Genomic DNA, 19,940 nt, shown 5'->3' with positions numbered 1-19,940 from the left:
CGGTCAGTCCGCCGCGCCGACGTGGACCCACTTCGCCTCGGAGGACGTGCCGTCCGTGTCCGTGACGAACAGCATGTACCAGCCCGGCGGGACCAGTGCCGTGTCGCCCCGCGGCACGTCCACCGTCACCGAGTCCTTGCCCTTGCTGAGCCCCAGCGCGATCGAGCGCTGCTCGACGTCCGTCGTGTGGGTCACCGCGCTCGGCCGCATCAGACGGGCCGACGCAATCTTCTCGGGGTGGTCGGTCCTGAACTTCGCACGGCCGTCCGCCGCCAGCTGCTCAGGCCCCTCGCCGAGCACCGGCCGCGTCGTGCCGCCCCGGTGCAGCGCGGGCGGCGTGAAGATCTCCATGCGCTGCTCGAAGTGGCCGAGCTTGGTGTTCTGCTCGTTGTCGTAGAGCGGGTCGGAGCCGAACGTGGCGACCCGGCCGTCGGGCAGGAGCAGCGCCTCCGAGTGGTAGTTGCGGCCCACCGCGGGCGACGCGGCCTCCTGGAACGCGTTCGCCTTGGGGTCGTAGAACTGCGCCTTGTGGATGTTGCTGGCGCTGCGACCGCGGTAGTCGGAGGCTCCATTCGTCGTGAACACGGAGTCGTTCGGCATGAGGACGCTGTTCAGGTAGCGCGTGCCCTGCGGAAGCTGGGGCCCTGTCTTGAAGGACGGGTTGTCCTCCTTGAGGTCGATCACGGCCGTGCGCCGCGTCGCCTTCTCCGACTCGCCGACTCCCCCGCCGCCGAGGATCATCACCTTCTGGTCCTGCGCGGGCGGCAGCAGCACGGACGCCGACGTCTCGGTCTGGTCGAGGTCCTCCAGGCCCGGGACCTTCTCGAACTTGTTCGTGTCCAGGTCCCACAGGCCCGGCGCCCGGCCCTTCTCCGCGGGCCCGTAACCGGCGTTCGACGCGGGGTAGAAGAGCTTTCCGCCCTTGGTGAGGAAGAGCGCGGGGTACGTCGGGAAGTACCGCTTGGGCCCGTCCGTCCACTTCTTCGTCTTCGGGTCGTAGATCTCGTTGTCGCCCGGGTCGACGACGCCCACGTCGTCGAGTCCGGAGACCGCGAGCACCTTGCCGTCCTCCAGGCCGACGAGCGTCGGATACCAGCGGGCCTTGTCCATCGGCTCCACCGGGATGTACTTCTCGGCCCTGGGGTCGAACTCGTACGCCGCCTTGATCCCCTGGAAGTCCTGCTTCTCCATGTCGATCTTCTCGGCGATGCCGTAGGTGTTGTCGGCCTCCTCGCCGGTGAGACCCTCGATCTCGTACTGCGCGGACTTCTCGGTGACCGACTGCTCGCCGCCCTGGACCGCCTCTACGAAGACCCGCGTTTCGCTCGCCTTGACCTTCGTCTTCCAGGGCTGCATGACACCGGACTTGGAGTACGTGATCTCGAAGTCCCGCTTGGCCTTGGGCACTTCGACATCGAACTTGCTGACGTACTCGACGCCCGACGGCGAGCGGAACGTGGTGCCCTTCTTGAGGACCACCGGCTTGTCCGGGTTCTCGTTCTTCACGCGCATGCCGCCACCGGCCCGCTCCACCTCGCCGTCGAGCAGCTCGTAGCGCGCGGTGCCGCCCGCCACCAGGAGGCGGCCGTCGGGAAGTTGGGCGTGCCCCGAGCAGAAGAAGTCTTCAGGCGTCTTGATCTTCTTGAAGGTGTCGTTCTTCGGATCCCACAGCACGGTGTCAAAGGACCCCGCGTCGAACTTCTTCTGCTCGTTGCCGGACCCCGCGACGATCAGCACCTTGCCGGTGTGGAGCAGCGCGGCGTGAATGGCGTTGGTGCGGAACTCCTCGGGGATAGCGACCTGCTTCCAGGAGCCGTACTTCTTCTTGTAGCCCGGCTGGGAGATCTTGTACGCGTGGTACTTCTCCTCGGCGAAGGAGAGGGCGGCGGGCGCGTTCAGCCCGACGAGCAGTGCGCCCGCGCCGACTCCGATGAGCGTCTTCCTGGTGCGCTTCGAGGGCCGGTAGGCCATGGGTCAGTTCCCTCCTGTCGACGTGCCGGTGGCGAACGCCGGCTCCGGCTCGCCCTCCGCGGGTGCCTCTCCGCGCAGGCCCGCCCGCTGCTCCTGGACGCCCGCCTTGCGCGCCTTGCGCTCCCTAAAGAGGCCGAAGGCCCAGATCGAGACGGGCGCCAGGGAGATGACCATCGCGAGGACCGCCCAGGTGCGCATCGCCACGTGGGTGTGGCCGAGCACGAAGGACGCGGTCAGCGAGCTCGCCAGCACGACGGCCCAGAAGAGATGGATCCGGAAGGTGAGCAGCCGGTCCGGGCTCGCGTCACCGCCCTTGGGCGTCACGACGAAGCGGCTCGGCCTGCGCAGGACGGCCGCGCCGAGCGACTTGGCGTAGATGGGCGCGGAGAGCGCCGACATCGCCATACCGGCCAGGCCACCGGAGCCCTCGGGCTCGTGCGGGGACACGTTGTGCCTGCGGTTCCAGAGGTAGAGCCCCACCTGGAGGGCGGCGGCGTCGCTGTAGAGCATCAGCCAGACGGACGCGGCAACCTGCGTCCCAGAGGCCCCGAACCAGAGGAACAGGACACAACTGAGAATGCCGAGGAGCCAGTTGACGGCGGTCATGGGGTAGTACACGAGCATCAGCGAGTACGAGAAGAGGCGGCCGGGAGGCATCGTGAACGGTGCCTTCCAGTACTGCTTGAACAGCGTCTCGTACGTGCCGCGCGACCAGCGCATCTGCTGGGTGAAGAAGTCCGTCCAGGAGGCCGGTCCCTCGCCCACGGCCAGCACGTCGGGGGTGTACACCGACCTCCAGTGCCGCTTCGTGGCCGGGTTGCGGTGGCGGTGCAGCTCGAAGCCCGTCGCCATGTCCTCGGTGATCGAGTCGTAGAGACCGCCGATCTGGGTGAGGGCGCTGATGCGCACGACGTTGTTGGTCCCCACGAACATGGGGGCGCGGTAGCGGTTGCCCGCGCGCTGGATCAGCGCGTGGAAGAGGAACTGCTGGGACTCGGCCGCCTTGGTCACCGGGGTGTCGTAGTTCCCGTACACCTGCGGCCCGACGACGAACGCGACGTCCGGGTCGCGGAAGTAGCCCATCATCCGCTCAAGGAAGTTGGGGAGCGGTACGTGGTCCGTGTCGACGGAGGCGAAGAAGTCGTACGCCTCGTGGTGCATCGCAAGCCAGGCGTTGTAGTTGCCGTGCTTGGTGCGGGCCTTGTGCGGCCCCTTCTTCCGATTCCACTCCGGCACGCCGTTGCGGGTGAAGTGGCGGACGCCGAGCTCTTCGCAGAGGGCCTTGGCCTCGGGGCTGTCCCCCTCGTCGAGGAGCCACACGTCCAGGGGGCCGGGGTGGTGTATCCGGACGGCGCCCTCCAGGGTCGCCCGGACCATGGCCAGGGGCTCCTTGCCGGGAACGTACGTGGTGAGGAACGCAACGCGCGTGCCCTGCTCCGGACGCACGGGGATCGGATCCCTCGCGACCATCGTCGCGTGGGCGATCGAAACGACGTTGACGAGCATGAAGAGCTCGATCAGCCCGATCGCCACGAGCATCGTGATGTCGAGACCGATCAGCCAGCGGTCGCCGCCCTCGCGTTCGGTCCAGTGGGTGGGCCAGACGAGGTAGACGAGCAGGAGGCCCGTGAGCACCGGGGCCAGCGTCATCAGCAGGACGGCGCGTATTCGGTGCGGCTCGCCGGCCATCAGCTTCCGGTACTGAACGCGATAGCTGCCGCCGCCTTCGCCGTCCGGCTCCGTGAGCGGTCCGGCGAGCGTGCTGTGGGTCTCGTAGTCGTAGCCCTCCGGCTGCCGCACAGCGCCCTCCAGGTTCTGGTGATCCGAGCCAATGCCCCGATACCCACACAAAAGTGGAGTTTCCCCGGCGTGTCGAACGGGGTTCGCCCGTGCGAGCGGTTTTATGGTGGCCGGTTTGGGTGGAGTTGCGGCGAGTGACGGGGTATGACCAGGCACCCTCGTAGCGCCCCTACCCCCGCTGGACGTCGCGGGGCAAACGGGTGGGCGGGTGGGAGAAATCCGCCGCGAAGCGGCGGGCCGGACGCCGCAACCGTCAGCCGCGCGCCCTCCGCAGGCGATGCCGAACAGCCCGCTGAGCCAACGGCCCCAGATCCTCGACGGCGGCGACAAGAAGAGAGAGCTGCTCCAAGGAGTCGAGGGCCCGCTCCGTCCCCTCCGCATCGACCCCCTCGTACAGCTCCATCCCCACGAACGACGCCGCCACCGCCCGCGCAAGCCCCACAGGATCCGCGAACTCCCCGAGCGGGGAGGCCGAAAGGACCCGGGTCAGGACTTTCTCGATCTCCTCGATCCAGAGGGCGAGCCCCGCCGCGGTCGCCGCCGCGAGCCTGGGCTGCGTCTGCGACCCCGCGAGCAGCTGGCCGAGGACGGCGACGTGCCCCGCCTCGCGCTCCTCCTCGTGCATCTCGCGCCCGAAGGCGAGGAGTCCGGAGAGGGAGTCGATCCCCGAGAGACGCTCCCGGTACCGGGAGACCCGCTGCTCCGTACCGTGTCGGCACGCCGCGGCAAGCAGGTCGTCGACCGAGCCGAAGTGATAGAAGACGAGCGCCTGGTTGACCCCCGCCGTAGCGGCGATGTTCCGCGCGGACGTCTTGGCGATGCCCTGCTCCGTGAGGGTCCGCAGCGCCCCGTCGAGGAGCTTGGTCCGTGTCTCCAGGCTCTTGGCCGGATCCTTGGCCGCACTCACGCGCGCGCCTCCTCGCGGACCGGCCGCAGTCCCGGCCGGACTCCGCAGGTACGGACGTCGGTGTACGTCGCCGAGAAGGACCCCTCGTAGCCGAAGAGCGGCCCGAAGTGGGGGTTGGTGACCCGGACCCGGATGCGGAAGCGGTCCGACGCCTCGTCGTAGGACTCGCGGACCTCCGCGTCGCCGCCGACGAGGGACGGCACCCGGCAGTCGACCGGACCCTCCCGGAAGCGGTGCGTTCCGGAGCGGATCAGGAGCGAGCCGTCGGGCTCCGCGCGGAAGTGGAGGTCGCTGGCGAGGTGCTGGTGCGTGCCGAGGTAGTCGAGCACGCGGTCGCCCTTGGGGCTCAGGACCATTTGGGCGTCGAAGCGGCGGGGACCGCCGGGCAGGTCGAAGGTGCGCACGAAGGTCACCGTCTCACGGCCGTACGTGTCGGCGTACGGCACGTTCTCGATGACGAAGGGGACGTTCCTGCCCTGGCGCGGGACGAGGATGTTCCGCGTACCACCCACCGCGAGGAACGGCTTCACGAAGCCGCGCCCGTGCCAGATGCGGTCCATGACGCCCCGCCCCGTGCACGCCTCCCCGCTCGCGAGCCCCACGGAGAAGCGGCGCCGGAGCTGCGGGTGCAGCCGGTCGAAGTCGGCGCCCAGCACGGTGCGGAAGATCGATGCGGGCTCGGTCACGGGTGCTGCTCCTTGGGTCCGGCGAGCGGGGTGAGGGTGGAGAGGATGCGCGGGTCGCGGGTGCGCGCCGGTGGCGTGCGCAGGCAGCGGCGGGCGGCCGGGGTGGTGGGCAGGGGCGGCAGCATCAGCATCAGGGCGGCCGTCGCGAGGGCCGTCATGGGGGCGAAGAGGACCGCGGCGGTCACGCACAGGACGCGGGCGGTGAAATCCCCGACGGCGTGCAGCAGGGCGCGCTCCGGGGTGATGCCCCGCTCCAGCCAGAGCCTGAGGCGGTCGAAGGACCAGGCGGTCGCCCAGCCCATGAGGGGCCGGAAGAGCAGCCGGTCGACGATCTTCCCGAAGCGTCCCCAGCGCGGGCGGTAGTCGTATCCGGTGAGGAAGCGGATGCCGTCGCCGTCCTGCGCCGGTACGTAGCGCCAGTAGCCGCTGCCCTCTTCGAGGAGGGAGAGCGGGTGCGGGGAGGCGAAGCGCAGGGCGGAGGTCCTGGTGCCGTCGGAACGCCGCCGCTCCCCCGCGGAGACCCCGGTACCGGCGATGGTCACAAAGGGCAGCACGCGCGTGGCGTACCGGAAGTGCTGCGGCTCGCCCTCCTCGCACGGCAGGTAGTCGATCGCGGTGAAGCGCAGGTCCCAGCGCTGGTGCCGGTCGGGTTGCTGGGTGCGGGCCCAGAGGTCGTCGAGATCGGCACGTATCCGCGCCTCGATGTACAAGCCCACGACAAACCCCCACGTCAGCGCGTTTTTGAGCGACTGCTCAAACAGAAGGTAGCGCTGTTTGAGCAGTCGCTCAAGTCGATGGGCAGAGAAAAGCCCCCACCCAGAAGGGCAGGGGCTTTCGTGAAGCGCTGGAGTACCGGAGCGCTGGAGTACAGGAGCGCTGAAGCGCCGGAGTACGCCTACGCGGACAGGTGGCGCTCCACCGTGTCCACCTTGGAGGTCAGACCGTCCGTCACGCCGGGGCGGATGTCCGCCTTCATGACGACCGAGACGCGGGGCGAGCGTGCCTCCACCGCGGCGACGGCGCGCTTGATGACGTCCATCACCTCGTCCCACTCGCCCTCGACGGACGTGAACATGGCGTCGGTCCGGTTCGGCAGGCCCGACTCGCGGACCACGCGGACCGCGTCGGCGACGTACTCACCGACGTCCTCGCCGACCCCGAGCGGGGTCACGGAGAAGGCGACGATCATGCGTTCACGACGCCTTCCTGGCGGGCGCGCGAAGCGATCACCGCGGCCTCGGCCTCACGCTTCAGCCTGCGCTCGGCCATGAAGCCGCCGCCCGGGATGAACGAGTAGGCGAAGTACAGGGCGCCGGTCTTGAAGTCCCACTTCGTGCGGTTCCAGGCGTCGAGCCAGAACAGCACGTAGAGGATGAAGAGCACGCCGTGGATCGGGCCCAGCACCGGCGCCACGTTGAAGCCCTCGGCGACCGTGTACTTGATGATCGTGCAGACCAGCAGCACGATCCAGGAAATACCCTCGGGCACGGAGACCAGACGGAGGCGGCGGAGTGCGGAAGCGGTTTTGATGTCCACGGGTCACCTTCGGTGGGACGGACGACAGGCAGGGGGCGGGGCTCGGCGCCGCCGATCTTGTGAACGGACGCACAAGCAACCCCCATTGTGACATCGGGGTGTTCTCGGGGTTCGCTCAGGGCCCTTCACCCTGTTCTGGGTGGGTACGCGGCGGCTACCGTCGATTCGTGGCTACGTTCCGGCTCCAAGGGAGCAGAGTGCTCGCCGTCGACATGACGGGCGACGCCGTAAAGGCGAAGAACGGCTCAATGGTCGCGTACGACGGCCAGATGGCCTTCAAGAAGATGACCGGCGGCGGTGAGGGCATCCGCGGCATGGTGACCCGCCGCGTCACCGGCGAGCAGATGACCGTGATGGAGGTGAAGGGGCACGGCACGTGCTGGTTCGCCGACCGCGCCACCGAGATCAACCTCGTGCACCTGCAGGGCGAGAAGCTCTATGTGGAAGCGAGCAACCTGCTCTGCACCGACGCCGGCCTGCGCACCGGCACCAGCTTCACCGGCCTGCGCGGCGCGACCCAGGGGAACGGCCTCTTCACGACGACCGTCGAGGGCACCGGCCAGGCGGCGATCGTCTCCGATGGACCCGCGGTGGTGCTGCGCGTCTCCCGGCAGTATCCGCTGACGGTCGACCCGGGGGCGTACATCGCGCACCAGGGCAATGTGCAGCAGAGCTTCCAGTCCGGCGTCACGTTCCGCACCTTCATGGGCGAGGGCGGCGGCGAGGCCTTCCAGATCCGCTTCGAGGGCGACGGCCTGGTCTATGTTCAGCCCAGCGAACGCGCGACGATCGCAGGGGATGTGTGACATGCCCTTCCGTGAGATCAACTCGAAGATGATCGAGGCCACGCTCCAGCCGGGCACCAAGATCTTCAGCCAGCGCGGCGCCATGCTGGCCTACAAGGGGGAGGTCTCCTTCACCCCCAACGTGCAGGGCGGACAGGGCGGCATCGCCTCCATGATCGGGCGCCGCGTCGCGGGCGAGGCCACGCCCCTGATGACCGTGGAAATCCCCCAAGGTCTTGACGACCGGGGAGGCACCCCCACCGCCACGGTCCTTTTCGGGCACGGCGGCCACCACATCCAGGTGATCAGCCTCTCCGGAGACACCCTTTACGTGGAAGCAGACCGCCTGCTCGCCTTCGACGGCACACTCCAGCAGGGCACGATGTTCATGGGCTCCCAGGGCGGCGTCATGGGCATGGTGCGCGGCCAGATCAGCGGTCAGGGCCTGTTCACCACGACCCTCAAGGGCCACGGCGCGGTCGCCGTCATGGCGCACGGCGGCGTCATAGAGGTGCCGATCACCCCGCAGCGCCCGGTCCACGTAGACCCGCAGGCGTATGTCGCGCACCACGGCGACGTGCGCAACAAGCTGTCCACGGCGCTCGGCTGGCGCGACATGGTGGGCCGCGGCTCCGGAGAGGCCTTCCAGCTGGAGCTGTCGGGCAGCGGCGCGGTGTACGTCCAGGCTTCGGAGGAGAAGCTGTGAATCCCAACGTCCCCAGCGTCTCGACCCCCGCGGGCGCGCCCGCCGTCCTCGACCCCATGACGCTGCCGAGCGACGACAGCGTGAATCCGTACACCTTCTGCGTGGAGCTCAAGGGGAACCAGTGGTTCCTGCAGAAGGGCAAGATGATCGCCTACTACGGACGGATCGATTTCAACGGCATCGGGCACGGCCGCCTCGACCGCCTGGTCCGGACCAGCTTTCATTCGCCGCTGCACGCGAGCGACTGGGTCGTGGCGGACGGCCAGGGCAAGATGCTCCTGTCCGACCGGGCCTTCGACGTGAATTCGTACGATCTCGAAGAGGGCAACCTGACCATTCGCTCGGGCAACCTCCTCGCTTTTCAGCCAACTCTCGCGCTGAAGCAGTCGATCGTTCCGGGCTTTCTGACGCTCATCGGCACGGGCAAGTTCGTCGCCGCCTCGAACGGCCCGGTTGTCTTCATGGAGCCTCCGATCCGCGTTGATCCACAGGCGCTCGTGGGGTGGGCCGACTGCCCTTCACCGTGCCATCACTACGACCACGGATACCTCACGGGCGTGATCGGAGGCGTGCGAGCACTGACCGGCATCGGCGGAACGTCCGGCGAGGAGCACCAGTTCGAGTTCGTGGGCGCCGGCACGGTCCTGCTCCAGTCCTCCGAGGCACTGATGCCCGAACGGGCATCCGGAGAGGTGCCGCACCAGGGGGGCGTACCCGGCGGACGGGGCACTCCGGGGCAACCGGGTCAGCAGCCGGGTGCACCGCGCCTTCCCGGACAACTGGGGGACCTCCAGCGTCGCTTCGGGCTGTGAGCGGTAGTCTGCGGAGTGTGACGGCGAACGCCTGTGCCCCTCCGCGAGGCGGGTTGTGCGAGGCGCGTCACATCCCACCATTCGTTCACCTTTCAACTTCTTAGGTAGAATCGATTCCATGGAGACCGAGACGGCCCCGCAGTGGCTGACCGACGAGGAACAGTGCGCTTGGCGCACCCACGTGGAGGTCAACAGGATGCTGACTTATCAGCTCGAAAAAGACCTTCAGCCGTTCAACCTGACCATGAACGACTACGACATTCTCGTGTACCTCTCCGAGTCGGAAGAGCTGCGGATGCGGATGAGCGACCTCGCCGCCGCGACCCTGCAGTCCAAGAGTCGCCTCTCCCACCAGATCACCCGCATGGAGAACGCGGGCCTGGTGCGCCGTGAGAACTGCGAGTCCGACCGGCGGGGGCTCTACACCGTCCTCACCGAGGAGGGCATGGAGACCATGCAGAAAGTGGCTCCGCACCACGTCGCCTCCGTGCGACGGCACTTCGTCGATCTCATCTCCGCCGAGGCCCTCGAAGACCTGCGCAAGGCCCTGACCCCGATCGCGGAACACCTGCGCTCCCAGCGCGGCAAGCCCTGATCCGCTCCGCCACGGCCCGCCACACCCCTCATTCCGCCGACGACTGAGGGCTGGGCAGCCGCAGCTCGAACAGCGCACCCCCGGACGGCGCCGCCCGCACCACGAGCGTGCCGCCGTGCCGCACCGCCACGTCCCGCGCGATGGCGAGGCCAAGACCGGCCCCGCCCTCGTCGCGGGTCCGCGCGTCGTCGAGCCGCACGAACCGCTCGAAGATCCGCTCCCGCTCGCTCGCAGGCACGCCGCTCCCGTCATCGGACACCTCAAGAACCGCCCAGGCACCATCGCTCCGGGTGGTGACCGTGACGCGGGAGCGCGCGTGCCGCTGGGCGTTGTTCAGGAGGTTGCCGAGCACCCGCGCCAACTGGCTGCGGGAGCCCGCGACCTCGACGCTCTTCAGGTCCGTGTGCACGTCGATGTGGTCCCGGGTGCGCTGCGAGAGCTCCTCGCGCGCGAAGGCCGCCAGGTCGACCCGCCCCTCGCCCGGCTTCTCCCCCGCATCAAGACGGGCCAGGAGCAGCAGGTCGGCGGCGAGTTCCTGGAGCCGCACGGTGTCCTCCACCGCGCCGTCCACATCCAGCAACTCCGGGTGCGCGGCGCCCACTTCGAGCTGGGTGCGCAGCGAGGCGATGGGGCTGCGCAGCTCGTGCGAGGCGTCCGCGACGAACCGGCGCTGGCGCTCCACGGAGGTCTGCAGCGCGGTGAGCGTCTCGTTCGTGGTGCGGGCGAGGCGGGCGATCTCGTCGTGCGTGTCCGGCTCGGGCACACGGCGCGCGAGGTCCTCCGACGCGGTGATCGCGGACATCTCCGCGGTGATCGCGGCCACCGGGCGCAGAGCGCGCCGCGTCACCAGCCAGGTGACGCCCGCGACGACCGCGAGCAGCACCGGGAACCCGATGAGCATCGCCGTCAACGCCGTGGACACCGCGCTCTTTTCGTCGGAGAGCGAGCCGCCCGCGTAGACGGTGAAGTCGCCCTTGGGCGAGCTGACCTCGACGGCGGCGAAGCGGTACTCGGCGCTCTCGCCGTCGATGGTGGCGGAGCCCTTCGTGAACGTCGGCTCGTCGTCGATCTCCCCGCCCTCAGGGTCCTCCCGATCCTCCCGGTCCTCGCGGTCGCCGTCGCCGCTGTCCTCCTTCTCCCCCGCTCCCCTACGGTCGGGCTTGACCTGGTCGACGCCCGTTCCGCTGATCGACTGCAGGTCGTCGCTGGCCGCGACCAGCCTGCCGTCGCCGTCGACCACCTGGATGGGCTGGTCCTCGTCGTCCGGCAGGTCCAGGTCGCCGAACGACCGGACCGTGAGGAGCTGCGAGGCGACCTTGCGGGCGGCCGAGTCGGCCCGGGAGCCCGCCTGGTCGGTGAGGTTGTCCCGCAGCGCGAGCAGCACGGCGGCGCCCGCCGCGACCAGGGCGAGGGCGACGACGAGGCTCGCGCCCAGCGAGGCCCTGGCCCGCACCGATCCGAACAGCCTGCTCATCGCGGGGCCTCCAGGCGGTATCCGGCGCCGCGCACGGTCTTGATGAGGGCCGCGCCGAGCTTGCGCCGCAGCGTGCTCACGTACACCTCGACGATGTTGGGATCGCCCTCGTACGCGAAGTCCCAGACGTGGTCGAGGATGTCGCCCTTGGAGACGACCTCGCCGGTCCGCAGCACCAGCTGCTCCAGGACGGCGAACTCCTTGGCGGTGAGGGTGACTTCGTCCGCGTCGCGGAAGACCCGGCGCGCGGCCGTGTCGACCTTCAGGTTCCCCAGGGTGTGGACCGGGGAGGGGCCCGCGGAGCCGCGGCGCCGCAGCAGTGCCTTCACCCGGGCGACCAGCACGACGTACGAGAAGGGCTTGGTGAGGTAGTCGTCCGCGCCGGTGTCGAGGCCCTCGGCCTCGTCGTACTCGCCGTCCTTGGCCGTGAGCATCAGGATCGGCACGTCGTGGCCTGCGGCGCGCAGCGTGGAGCAGACGCGGTAGCCGTTCATGCCGGGCAGCATGATGTCGAGGATCACCAGGTCGTACGTGCCCTCGCTGGCCCGGTGCAGTCCGTCGACGCCGTCGTGGACGACGTCGACGGCGAAGCCCTCGGCGGTCAGCCCTTTGGCGAGCGACAGGGCGAGCCGCTTTTCGTCCTCCACGATCAACAGGCGCATGCGTTCAGGGTGGCAGAGCGAAGCTGAAGAGTTCTTCAGGCGGCTTCAGCGTGCGTTCAGGATCGCTCGGCCAGATTGGTCCTCGTCGAAAGCGAACGGCAGCGGCCCTCCGGTCGCCGCCCGCAGCCCACTTCCTCGGGAGGACCCTCATGAAGCGCAACATCGTCATCGCCACCGTCGCCGCCGCGGCCCTGATCGGAGGCGGCACCGCCGCCTTCGCGACCGGCGGTGACGACGACAGCGCCGCGAGCAAGTCGACCGTCCAGCTGAAGGACCACGACCGCGACGACCAGGACGGCCGGGACGACGACCGCGACGACGCCGCCGAGAACACCGCCGAGGCCAAGGCCGCCAAGGTGACCGCCGCCGACGCGATCAGGGCGGCCCTCGCCGACACCCCCGGCACCGCGGTCTCCGCCGAGCTCGACGACGAGGACGGCGGCCTGGTCTGGGACGTCGACGTCCTGAAGGGCAGCACCTGGCACAGCGTCGAGGTCGACCCGGGCACGGGCAAGGTCCTCGGGTCCTGGACCGACAAGGCCGACAAGGACGACGCCGCTGAGGACGCCGCCGACGCCGCCCGCGTGAACTCCGCACTGAAGGGCGCGTCCGTCAGTGCCGCGGACGCCGCGAAGGCCGGTGCCGGCAAGGGCACGGTGACCTCCGTGGACCTGGACGACGACGGCACGGCGACCGCCTGGAACGTGGAGACGACCGGCGCCAAGGGTGCCGAGTCCGAGTACAACGTCGACCTGAAGACCGGCAAGGTCACGGCGGACCACTCGGACGCCCAGGACCACGACGGTCAGGACCACGACGACCACGACGGTCAGGACGGCCAGGACGACGACTGACACCCAGCGATCACTACCGCCACAGGGGGCGGCGTCACCGACGCCGCCCCCTGTGGCATGTCTCAGCTCTCCGTCAGGCCCTCGACCAGCTCGTCCGCGGCCGTGTACGGGTCCAGCTCCCCCGCCACGATCCGCTCCGCGAGCGCGGACAGCCTGAGGTCGCCGTGCAGGGAGCCGATCCGCTCGCGCAGCGTCGTCACGGCGATCGACTCGACCTCGTGGGAGGCGCGGGCGACCCGCCGCTCCCCCAGGACGCCTCGCTCCTCCATCCACGCCCGGTGCTTCTCCAGGGCCTCGACGACCTCGTCGATGCCCTCGCCGCGCGCCGCGACCGTCTTCACGATGGGCGGCCGCCAGTCACCGGCGCCGCGGGACTCGCCGAGGCCCAGCATGTGGTTCAGCTCGCGCGCGGTCGCGTCGGCGCCGTCGCGGTCCGCCTTGTTGACGACGTACACGTCGCCGATCTCCAGGATTCCGGCCTTGGCCGCCTGGATGCCGTCGCCCATGCCGGGCGCGAGGAGCACGACCGAGGTGTCCGCCTGGGAGGCGATCTCCACCTCGGACTGTCCGACGCCGACGGTCTCGACGAGGATGACGTCGCAGCCCGCCGCGTCCAGGACCCGGATGGCCTGCGGCGCGGCCCAGGCGAGCCCGCCGAGGTGGCCGCGGGTGGCCATGGAACGGATGTAGACGCCGGGGTCGGACGCATGGTCGGACATCCGCACCCGGTCGCCGAGGAGCGCGCCGCCGGAGAAGGGGGACGACGGGTCGACGGCGAGGACGCCGACCCGCTTCCCGGTCCGCCGGTAGGCGCTCACCAGCGCGGACGTCGATGTCGACTTGCCGACACCGGGGGATCCCGTGAGGCCGACCACGTACGCATGGCCGGCGAGCGGCGCCAGCGCCGCCATCACTTCGCGCAGCTGCGGTGACGCCCCCTCGACCAGTGAGATCAGCCGGGCCACGGCCCGTGGCCTGCCCTCGCGGGCCTGCGCCACCAGGGAGGGGACGTCCTGCATCACAGCTCCGTTCACTACGTACGAGCACGTACGGGGCACTAACGCACATGCCCGAGGGACAGCGGGGACAGCGGTCGGCCGGAGGCTAGGCCCTGGCCACCTTCACGATCAGGGCGTCGCCCTGGCCGCCGCCACCGCACAGCGCGGCCGCACCCACGCCGCCGCCCCGGCGCTTCAGCTCCAGGGCGAGGTGCAGCACGAGACGCGCGCCGGACATACCGATCGGGTGACCCAGCGCAATGGCTCCGCCGTTGACGTTCACCTTTTCCGAGGACACCCCGAGGTCCTTCATTGACTGCACCGCGACCGCGGCGAAGGCCTCGTTGATCTCGATCAGGTCGAGGTCCGATGCGGACAGGCCCTCCTTCTTCAGGGCGTGCTGGATGGCGTTGGACGGCTGCGACTGGAGCGAGCTGTCGGGGCCCGCCACATTGCCGTGCGCGCCGATCTCGGCGATCCAGGCCAGGCCCAGCTCCTCGGCCTTGGCCTTGGACATCACCACGACGGCGGCCGCGCCGTCGGAGATCTGCGAGGACGTGCCCGCGGTGATCGTGCCGTCCTTGGCGAAGGCCGGGCGCAGCTTGGCGAGGGACTCGACGGTGGTCTCCGGGCGGATGCCCTCGTCCTTGGCGAAGAGCACCGGGTCGCCCTTGCGCTGCGGGATCTCGACCGGGGTGATCTCGGCCTCGAACAGGCCGTTCTTCTGGGCGGCGGACGCCCGCTGGTGGGAGAGGGCGGCCACCTCGTCCTGCTCCGGGCGGCGGATGCCCAGGCGGGTGTTGTGCTTCTCCGTGGACTCGCCCATCGCGACGCCGTCGAAGGAGTCGGTCAGGCCGTCGTGCGCCATGGAGTCGATCATTTCGATCGCGCCGTACTTGTGGCCCTCGCGGGACTTGGGGAGCAGGTGCGGGGCGTTGGTCATGGACTCCTGGCCGCCGGCCACCACGATGTCGAACTCACCTGCACGGATGAGCTGGTCGGCGAGTGCGATGGAGTCGAGACCCGACAGACAGACCTTGTTGATGGTCAGCGCGGGGACGTTCATGGGGATGCCCGCCTTGACGGCGGCCTGGCGTGCCGGGATCTGCCCTGTCCCGGCCGTCAGTACCTGACCCATGATCACGTACTGGACCTGGTCGCCTCCGATGCCCGCGCGCTCGAGCGCGGCCTTGATCGCGAAGCCCCCCAGATCCGCACCCGAGAAGGACTTCAGCGAGCCGAGGAGACGGCCCATGGGCGTTCGTGCGCCCGAGACGATCACTGAGGTTGTGCCGGTCGTTCCTGCCATGTGCGACGACCCCTTGGGAGGAGAGGAGTTAACGAGGGTTTATCTGAATGTACTGAGCAGTACCCCTGCCGTCACCGGGCGGCGACTGTGATCGCGCGCACGTTGCGTAATCACTGCATCAAGCGCTGCACTTGAAGCATGCTGACGCGAATCGATCACATCGGGATCGCCTGTTTCGACCTCGACAAGACCGTCGAGTTCTACCGCGCGACGTACGGATTCGAGGTGACCCACTCCGAGGTCAACGAAGAGCAGGGCGTGCGCGAGGCCATGCTCAAGATCAATGACACCAGTGACGGGGGCGCCTCCTACCTGCAGCTTCTCGAACCGACCCGGGACGACTCCGCGGTCGGCAAGTGGCTGGCCAAGAACGGCGAGGGCGTGCACCACATCGCCTTCGGCACCGCGGACGTGGACGGCGACGCCGCGGCCATCAAGGACAAGGGCGTACGCGTCCTCTACGACGAGCCCCGTATCGGCTCCATGGGCTCGCGCATCACCTTCTTGCACCCGAAGGACTGTCACGGAGTACTCACGGAACTTGTCACTTCGGCGCCCTCCGAGTCACAGGAGCACTGACCTCCGTATATCTGGGCCGGTAGGGTGAGAGGCAGGCCGTCCGAAGTCGGGGCGGCCAAGTGCCGGGGTCCGGGTTTCGGGGGAAGAGCGTCGGGGCAGCAGCCCATGCTCCGCTGTTGATCTGACACCATTCACCCGGGGGCCCCGTTCGGCGGATGGACGAGGCTCGTTGGAGAGACTTGCGACCAGGGTTGGGGCATCCCCTGCTCGAAGAGCTTGGGGAAGGATGGGACCGCGCAGTGCGGGGCTACGAACGCCAAGAGAACTCGCGGACTGAGACCGACAGTCTGTCGCGGTTCGAGGCCGAGATGGACCGGCTGAAGACCGAGCGGGAGAAGGCCGTCCAGCACGCCGAGGACCTCGGCTACCAGGTCGAGGTGTTGCGCGCCAAGCTGCACGAGGCGCGCCGCAACCTCGCGTCCCGCCCTGCCTACGACAGCGCGGACATCGGGTATCAGGCCGAGCAGTTGCTCCGCAATGCCCAGATCCAGGCCGAACAGCTGCGCGCCGACGCCGAGCGCGAGCTGCGGGACGCCCGGGCGCAGACCCAGCGCATCCTCCAGGAGCACGCCGAGCAGCAGGCCAGGCTCCAGTCCGAGCTGCACACCGAGGCCGTGACGCGGCGCCAGCAGCTCGACCAGGAGCTGAACGAGCGCCGGCAGACCGTCGAGTCGCACGTCAACGAGAACGTGGCCTGGGCCGAGCAGCTCAGGGCCCGCACCGAACAGCAGGCCCGCCGGCTCCTCGACGAGTCGCGCACCGAGGCCGACCAGTCCCTGGCCGCCGCCCGCGCGGAGGCCGCCCGCGTCGCCGAGGAGGCCAGGCAGCGCCTCGCCGGTGACGCCGAGGCCGCCCGCACCGAGGCCGAGGCCATCCTGCGCCGTGCCCGTACGGACGCCGAGCGCCTCCTGAACGCCGCGTCGACGCAGGCCCAGGAGGCCACCGACCACGCCGAGCAGCTGCGCTCCACCACGGCGACCGAGTCCGAGCAGGCGCGCCGCCAGACGGCGGAGGCGAGCCGGGCCGCCGAGCAGCGCATGACCGAGGCCGAGACGGCGCTGCGCGAGGCGCGCGCCGAGGCCGAGAAGGTGCTCGCCGAGGCCAAGGACACCGCGAGCAAGCAGCTCCAGGCCGCCGAGGGCGCCAACGAACAGCGCACGCGCACCGCCAAGGAGCAGGTGGCCCGGCTGGTCGGCGAGGCCACCAAGGAGGCCGAGGCCACCAAGTCCGAGGCCGAGCAGCTGGTCGCCGACGCCCGCGCGGAGGCCGAGAAGCTCATCTCGGACGCCGCCGAGAAGGCGCGCACGATCACCGCCGAGGAGACCGCGGGCCAGCTCGCGAAGGCCGCACGGACCGCCGAGGAGGTCCTGGACAAGGCCTCCAAGGACGCCAAGGAGACCACGAAGGCCGCCACCGAGCAGGCCGAGCGGATCCGCTCCGAGGCGGAGACCGAGGCGGACCGGCTGCGCGCGGAGGCGCACGACATCGCCGAGGGGCTCAAGGGCGCGGCGAAGGACGACACCAAGGAGTACCGCGCCAAGACCGTCGAGCTGCAGGAGGAGGCGCGCAGGCTGCGCGGCGAGGCCGAGCAGCTGCGGGCCGACGCGGCCGCCGAGGGCGAGCGCATCCGGGGCGAGGCGCGGCGCGAGGCCGTCCAGCAGATCGAGGAGGCGGCCAGGTCCGCCGAGGAGCTGCTCGCCAAGGCGAAGGCCGACGCCGACGAGCTGCGCACGGCCGCGACCACCGAGAGCGACCGGGTCCGCGCCGAGGCCGTCGAGCGCGCCACGACCCTGCGCACGCAGGCCGAGGAGACCCTGGAGCGCACCCGCGCGGAGGCCGAGCGGCACCGCGAAGAGGCCGCCGAGCAGGCCGAGGCCACGAAGTCGGAGGCCGAGGAGGCCGCGCAGGCGCTGCGCGAGGAGACCGAGCAGGCCATAGCGGCACGCCAGACCGAGGCGGCCGACGAGCTGACGCGGCTGCACACGGAGGCCGAGGAGCGTCTCTCCGCCGCCGAGCAGGCGCTGACCGAGGCCCGCGCGGAGGCCGAGCGCATCCGCAAGGAGGCCTCGGACGAGACGGACCGGCTGCGCACGGAGGCCGCCGAGCGGATCCGCACGCTGCAGTCGCAGGCCGAGACCGAGGCGGAGCGGCTGCGCACGGAGGCCGCCGCCGATGCCTCGAAGGCCCGCGCGGAGGGCGAGAACATCGCCGTGCGGCTGCGTTCGGAGGCCGCCGCCGAGGCCGAGCGGCTCAAGACCGAGGCGCAGGAGTCCGCCGACCGCGTGCGCGCGGAGGCCGCGGCTGCCGCCGAGCGCGTCGGCACGGAGGCCGCGGAGGCGCTGGCCGCCGCGCAGGAAGAGGCCGCACGCCGCCGCCGCGAGGCCGAGGAGACCCTCGGCTCCGCCCGCGCGGAGGCCGACCAGGAGCGCGAGCGGGCCCGCGAGCAGAGCGAGGAGCTGCTCGCGTCCGCCCGCAAGCGCGTCGAGGAGGCGCAGGCCGAGGCGATCCGTCTCGTCGAGGAGGCCGACCGCCGCGCGACCGAGATGGTCTCCGCCGCCGAGCAGCACGCCCAGTCCGTACGGGACTCGGTCGCCGGTCTGCACGAGACGGCGCAGGAAGAGGTCGCGGGCCTGCGTTCGGCCGCCGAGCACGCCGCCGAGCGCACGAAGACGGAGGCGCAGGAGGAGGCCGACCGCGTCCGCTCCGACGCCTATGCCGAGCGGGAGCGCGCCACCGAGGACGCCAACCGCACCCGGCGCGAGGCGACGGAGGCCTCGGAGGCCGCCAAGTCGCTCGCGGAGCGCACGGTTTCGGAGGCCATCGCGGAGGCCGAGCGGATGCGCTCGGACGCCTCGGAGCACGCCCAGCGGGTGCGCACGGAGGCGTCGGACACCATCGCGCAGGCCGAGCAGGACGCGTCGCGCACCCGGGCCGACGCCCGCGAGGACGCCAACCGCATCCGCAGCGACGCGGCGGGCCAGGCCGACCAGTTGATCGGCGAGGCCCGCAGCGAGGCCGAGAAGCTGCAGAGCGACACGGTCGCGGAGGCCGAGCGCGTCCGCACGGAGGCGGCGGAGCAGGCGGAGCGGCTGCGCACCGAGTCCACCACCGAGGCCGAGCGCCTCACGGCCGAGACGGCGACCGAGGCGGAGCGGGTCCGCGCGGAGTCGGTGGCGAAGGCCGAGAAGCTCATCTCGGACGCGTCCGGCGACGCGGAGCGGCTGCGCGCCGAGGCCGCGGAGACGGTCAACTCCGCGCAGCAGCACTCCGAGCGGATCCGCGCCGAGTCCGAGCGCGTCAAGGCGGACGCGGCGCGGGAGGCCGAGCGGCTCACGTCCGAGGCGCGCGAGGAGTCGGAGCGGACCCTCGACGAGGCCCGTCAGGCCGCCAACAAGCGCCGTCAGGAAGCGGCCGAGCAGGTCGACACGCTCATCACGGAGGCGGTCGCCGAGGCGGAGAAGCTGACCGCGGACGCGCAGGAGAAGGCGCTCAAGGCGACGACGGACGCGGAGGCGCAGGCCGACACGATGGTGGGCGCGGCCCGCAAGGAGGCCGACCGGCTCGTCTCCGCGGCGACCGTCGAGGGCAACTCCCGGGTGGAGAAGGCCCGTACGGACGCGGACGAACTGCTGGTCGGCGCCCGTGGCGACGCGACCGCCATAAGGGAGCGGTCCGAGGAGCAGCGCGACCGTCTGACGGCCGAGATCGAGGAGTTGCACGAGCGTGCCCGCCGCGAGTCCGCGGAGGCGATGAAGTCCGCGGGCGAGCGCTGCGACGCGCTGGTCAAGGCCGCGGAGGAGCAGCTTGCCGAGGCCGAGGCGAAGGCCAAGGAGCTCGTCTCCGACGCCAACTCCGAGGCGAGCAAGGTCCGTATCTCCGCGGTGAAGAAGGCCGAGGGTCTCCTGAAGGAGGCCGAGGCGAAGAAGACCGAGCTGACGCGCGAGGCCGAGCGCATCAAGGCGGAGGCCGAGGCCGAGGCGACGCGTACGGTGGAAGAGGGCAAGCAGGAGCTCGAGGTGCTGGTGCGCCGCCGGGCCGACATCAATGCGGAGATCTCCCGTGTCCAGGACGTGCTGGAGGCGTTGGAGTCTTTCGAGGCCCCGTCGGGCGGTGCGAAGACCGGGCCGAACAGCGGCTCGGCCGCGGGTGGCGTCAAGGCCGGAGCCGCGGCAGGGTCAACTCGTTCGAGTGGCAAGCAGTCGGATGGGTAGCCAAGGAGCATCACCCGTGCTCTGAAAGGACCTTTGGCCCTGTCTCTGGCAAGCA

Annotated in this window: 18 protein-coding genes; 7 read left to right on the top strand and 11 right to left on the bottom strand. The window is 70.4% G+C overall.

Annotated elements, in window-relative coordinates:
* Window positions 1-3: 3 nt before the first annotated feature.
* The 7 genes from ABZV77_RS16690 to ABZV77_RS16660 all read right to left on the bottom strand — a co-directional run bounded on the left by ABZV77_RS16690 (window position 4) and on the right by ABZV77_RS16660 (window position 6,900).
* Window positions 4-1,971, bottom strand: a complete 1,968-nt coding sequence (locus ABZV77_RS16690) for a kelch motif-containing protein (protein ID WP_356256609.1) — start codon at window positions 1,969-1,971, stop codon at window positions 4-6.
* A gap of 3 nt (window positions 1,972-1,974) precedes the next feature.
* Window positions 1,975-3,771: a cellulose synthase catalytic subunit gene (locus ABZV77_RS16685; RefSeq protein ID WP_356256607.1), complete on the bottom strand. Its 1,797-nt coding sequence runs from the start codon at window positions 3,769-3,771 to the stop codon at window positions 1,975-1,977.
* 253 nt (window positions 3,772-4,024) lie between these two features.
* Window positions 4,025-4,678, bottom strand: a complete 654-nt coding sequence (locus ABZV77_RS16680) for a TetR/AcrR family transcriptional regulator (protein ID WP_356256604.1) — start codon at window positions 4,676-4,678, stop codon at window positions 4,025-4,027.
* Window positions 4,675-5,364: a DUF4166 domain-containing protein gene (locus ABZV77_RS16675; RefSeq protein WP_356256602.1), complete on the bottom strand. Its 690-nt coding sequence runs from the start codon at window positions 5,362-5,364 to the stop codon at window positions 4,675-4,677. Before ABZV77_RS16675 ends, ABZV77_RS16680 begins: the two co-directional genes overlap by 4 nt.
* The gene (locus tag ABZV77_RS16670; protein ID WP_356256599.1) at window positions 5,361-6,080 is read right to left on the bottom strand and encodes a hypothetical protein; all 720 of its coding nucleotides are present in this window, start codon (window positions 6,078-6,080) and stop codon (window positions 5,361-5,363) included. Before ABZV77_RS16670 ends, ABZV77_RS16675 begins: the two co-directional genes overlap by 4 nt.
* 179 nt (window positions 6,081-6,259) lie before the next feature.
* Window positions 6,260-6,553 (bottom strand): MTH1187 family thiamine-binding protein, encoded by a 294-nt coding sequence (locus ABZV77_RS16665; protein ID WP_055564212.1) that lies wholly within the window; start codon window positions 6,551-6,553, stop codon window positions 6,260-6,262.
* The gene (locus ABZV77_RS16660) at window positions 6,550-6,900 is read right to left on the bottom strand and encodes a DUF3817 domain-containing protein (protein ID WP_356256596.1); all 351 of its coding nucleotides are present in this window, start codon (window positions 6,898-6,900) and stop codon (window positions 6,550-6,552) included. Before ABZV77_RS16660 ends, ABZV77_RS16665 begins: the two co-directional genes overlap by 4 nt.
* 167 nt (window positions 6,901-7,067) lie before the next feature.
* Between ABZV77_RS16660 and ABZV77_RS16655 the strand changes: the two genes are divergently transcribed.
* The 4 genes from ABZV77_RS16655 to ABZV77_RS16640 all read left to right on the top strand — a co-directional run bounded on the left by ABZV77_RS16655 (window position 7,068) and on the right by ABZV77_RS16640 (window position 9,798).
* Window positions 7,068-7,706, top strand: a complete 639-nt coding sequence (locus ABZV77_RS16655; RefSeq protein WP_356256593.1) for an AIM24 family protein — start codon at window positions 7,068-7,070, stop codon at window positions 7,704-7,706.
* 1 nt (window position 7,707) lies between these two features.
* Window positions 7,708-8,391, top strand: coding sequence for an AIM24 family protein (locus ABZV77_RS16650; RefSeq protein WP_356256590.1), 684 nt, complete (start codon window positions 7,708-7,710; stop codon window positions 8,389-8,391).
* A gap of 56 nt (window positions 8,392-8,447) precedes the next feature.
* Window positions 8,448-9,203, top strand: a complete 756-nt coding sequence (locus tag ABZV77_RS16645) for an AIM24 family protein (protein WP_356256587.1) — start codon at window positions 8,448-8,450, stop codon at window positions 9,201-9,203.
* Window positions 9,204-9,321: 118 nt separating this feature from the next.
* Window positions 9,322-9,798 (top strand): MarR family transcriptional regulator, encoded by a 477-nt coding sequence (locus ABZV77_RS16640; protein WP_055564215.1) that lies wholly within the window; start codon window positions 9,322-9,324, stop codon window positions 9,796-9,798.
* A 28-nt stretch (window positions 9,799-9,826) separates the two neighbouring features.
* Here ABZV77_RS16640 and ABZV77_RS16635 read toward each other — a convergent pair whose 3' ends face one another.
* Window positions 9,827-11,272, bottom strand: a complete 1,446-nt coding sequence (locus ABZV77_RS16635; RefSeq protein ID WP_356256583.1) for a HAMP domain-containing sensor histidine kinase — start codon at window positions 11,270-11,272, stop codon at window positions 9,827-9,829.
* Complete coding sequence (locus tag ABZV77_RS16630; RefSeq protein WP_356256580.1) at window positions 11,269-11,934, bottom strand: response regulator transcription factor; 666 nt, start codon at window positions 11,932-11,934, stop codon at window positions 11,269-11,271. The genes ABZV77_RS16635 and ABZV77_RS16630 overlap by 4 nt, the downstream gene beginning before the upstream one ends.
* Window positions 11,935-12,083: 149 nt before the next feature.
* Between ABZV77_RS16630 and ABZV77_RS16625 the strand changes: the two genes are divergently transcribed.
* Complete coding sequence (locus ABZV77_RS16625; protein ID WP_356256577.1) at window positions 12,084-12,788, top strand: PepSY domain-containing protein; 705 nt, start codon at window positions 12,084-12,086, stop codon at window positions 12,786-12,788.
* 62 nt (window positions 12,789-12,850) lie between these two features.
* Here the strand turns inward: ABZV77_RS16625 and meaB are convergent, their stop codons facing one another.
* Together meaB and ABZV77_RS16615 are read right to left on the bottom strand one after the other, a co-directional pair.
* Window positions 12,851-13,807, bottom strand: coding sequence for a methylmalonyl Co-A mutase-associated GTPase MeaB (gene meaB / locus ABZV77_RS16620; RefSeq protein WP_356256574.1), 957 nt, complete (start codon window positions 13,805-13,807; stop codon window positions 12,851-12,853).
* An 85-nt stretch (window positions 13,808-13,892) separates the two neighbouring features.
* The gene (locus ABZV77_RS16615; RefSeq protein ID WP_356256571.1) at window positions 13,893-15,095 is read right to left on the bottom strand and encodes an acetyl-CoA C-acetyltransferase; all 1,203 of its coding nucleotides are present in this window, start codon (window positions 15,093-15,095) and stop codon (window positions 13,893-13,895) included.
* Window positions 15,096-15,233: 138 nt separating this feature from the next.
* On the opposite strand from ABZV77_RS16615, the gene mce reads away from it, so the two are divergent.
* Together mce and scy are read left to right on the top strand one after the other, a co-directional pair.
* The gene (gene mce / locus ABZV77_RS16610; RefSeq protein ID WP_055564221.1) at window positions 15,234-15,674 is read left to right on the top strand and encodes a methylmalonyl-CoA epimerase; all 441 of its coding nucleotides are present in this window, start codon (window positions 15,234-15,236) and stop codon (window positions 15,672-15,674) included.
* 239 nt (window positions 15,675-15,913) lie between these two features.
* Entirely contained in the window at window positions 15,914-19,885 is a 3,972-nt protein-coding gene (gene scy / locus ABZV77_RS16605; RefSeq protein WP_356256567.1) for a polarized growth protein Scy, read from the top strand.
* The last annotated feature ends 55 nt before the right edge of the window (window positions 19,886-19,940 follow it).

Origin of the sequence: Streptomyces sp. NPDC004732 (assembly GCF_040609235.1) — a bacterium.
Lineage (GTDB): Bacteria > Actinomycetota > Actinomycetes > Streptomycetales > Streptomycetaceae > Streptomyces.
The sequence above is the reverse complement of the archived record's forward strand: the minus strand, read 5'-3'. Positions and strand labels throughout refer to the sequence as shown.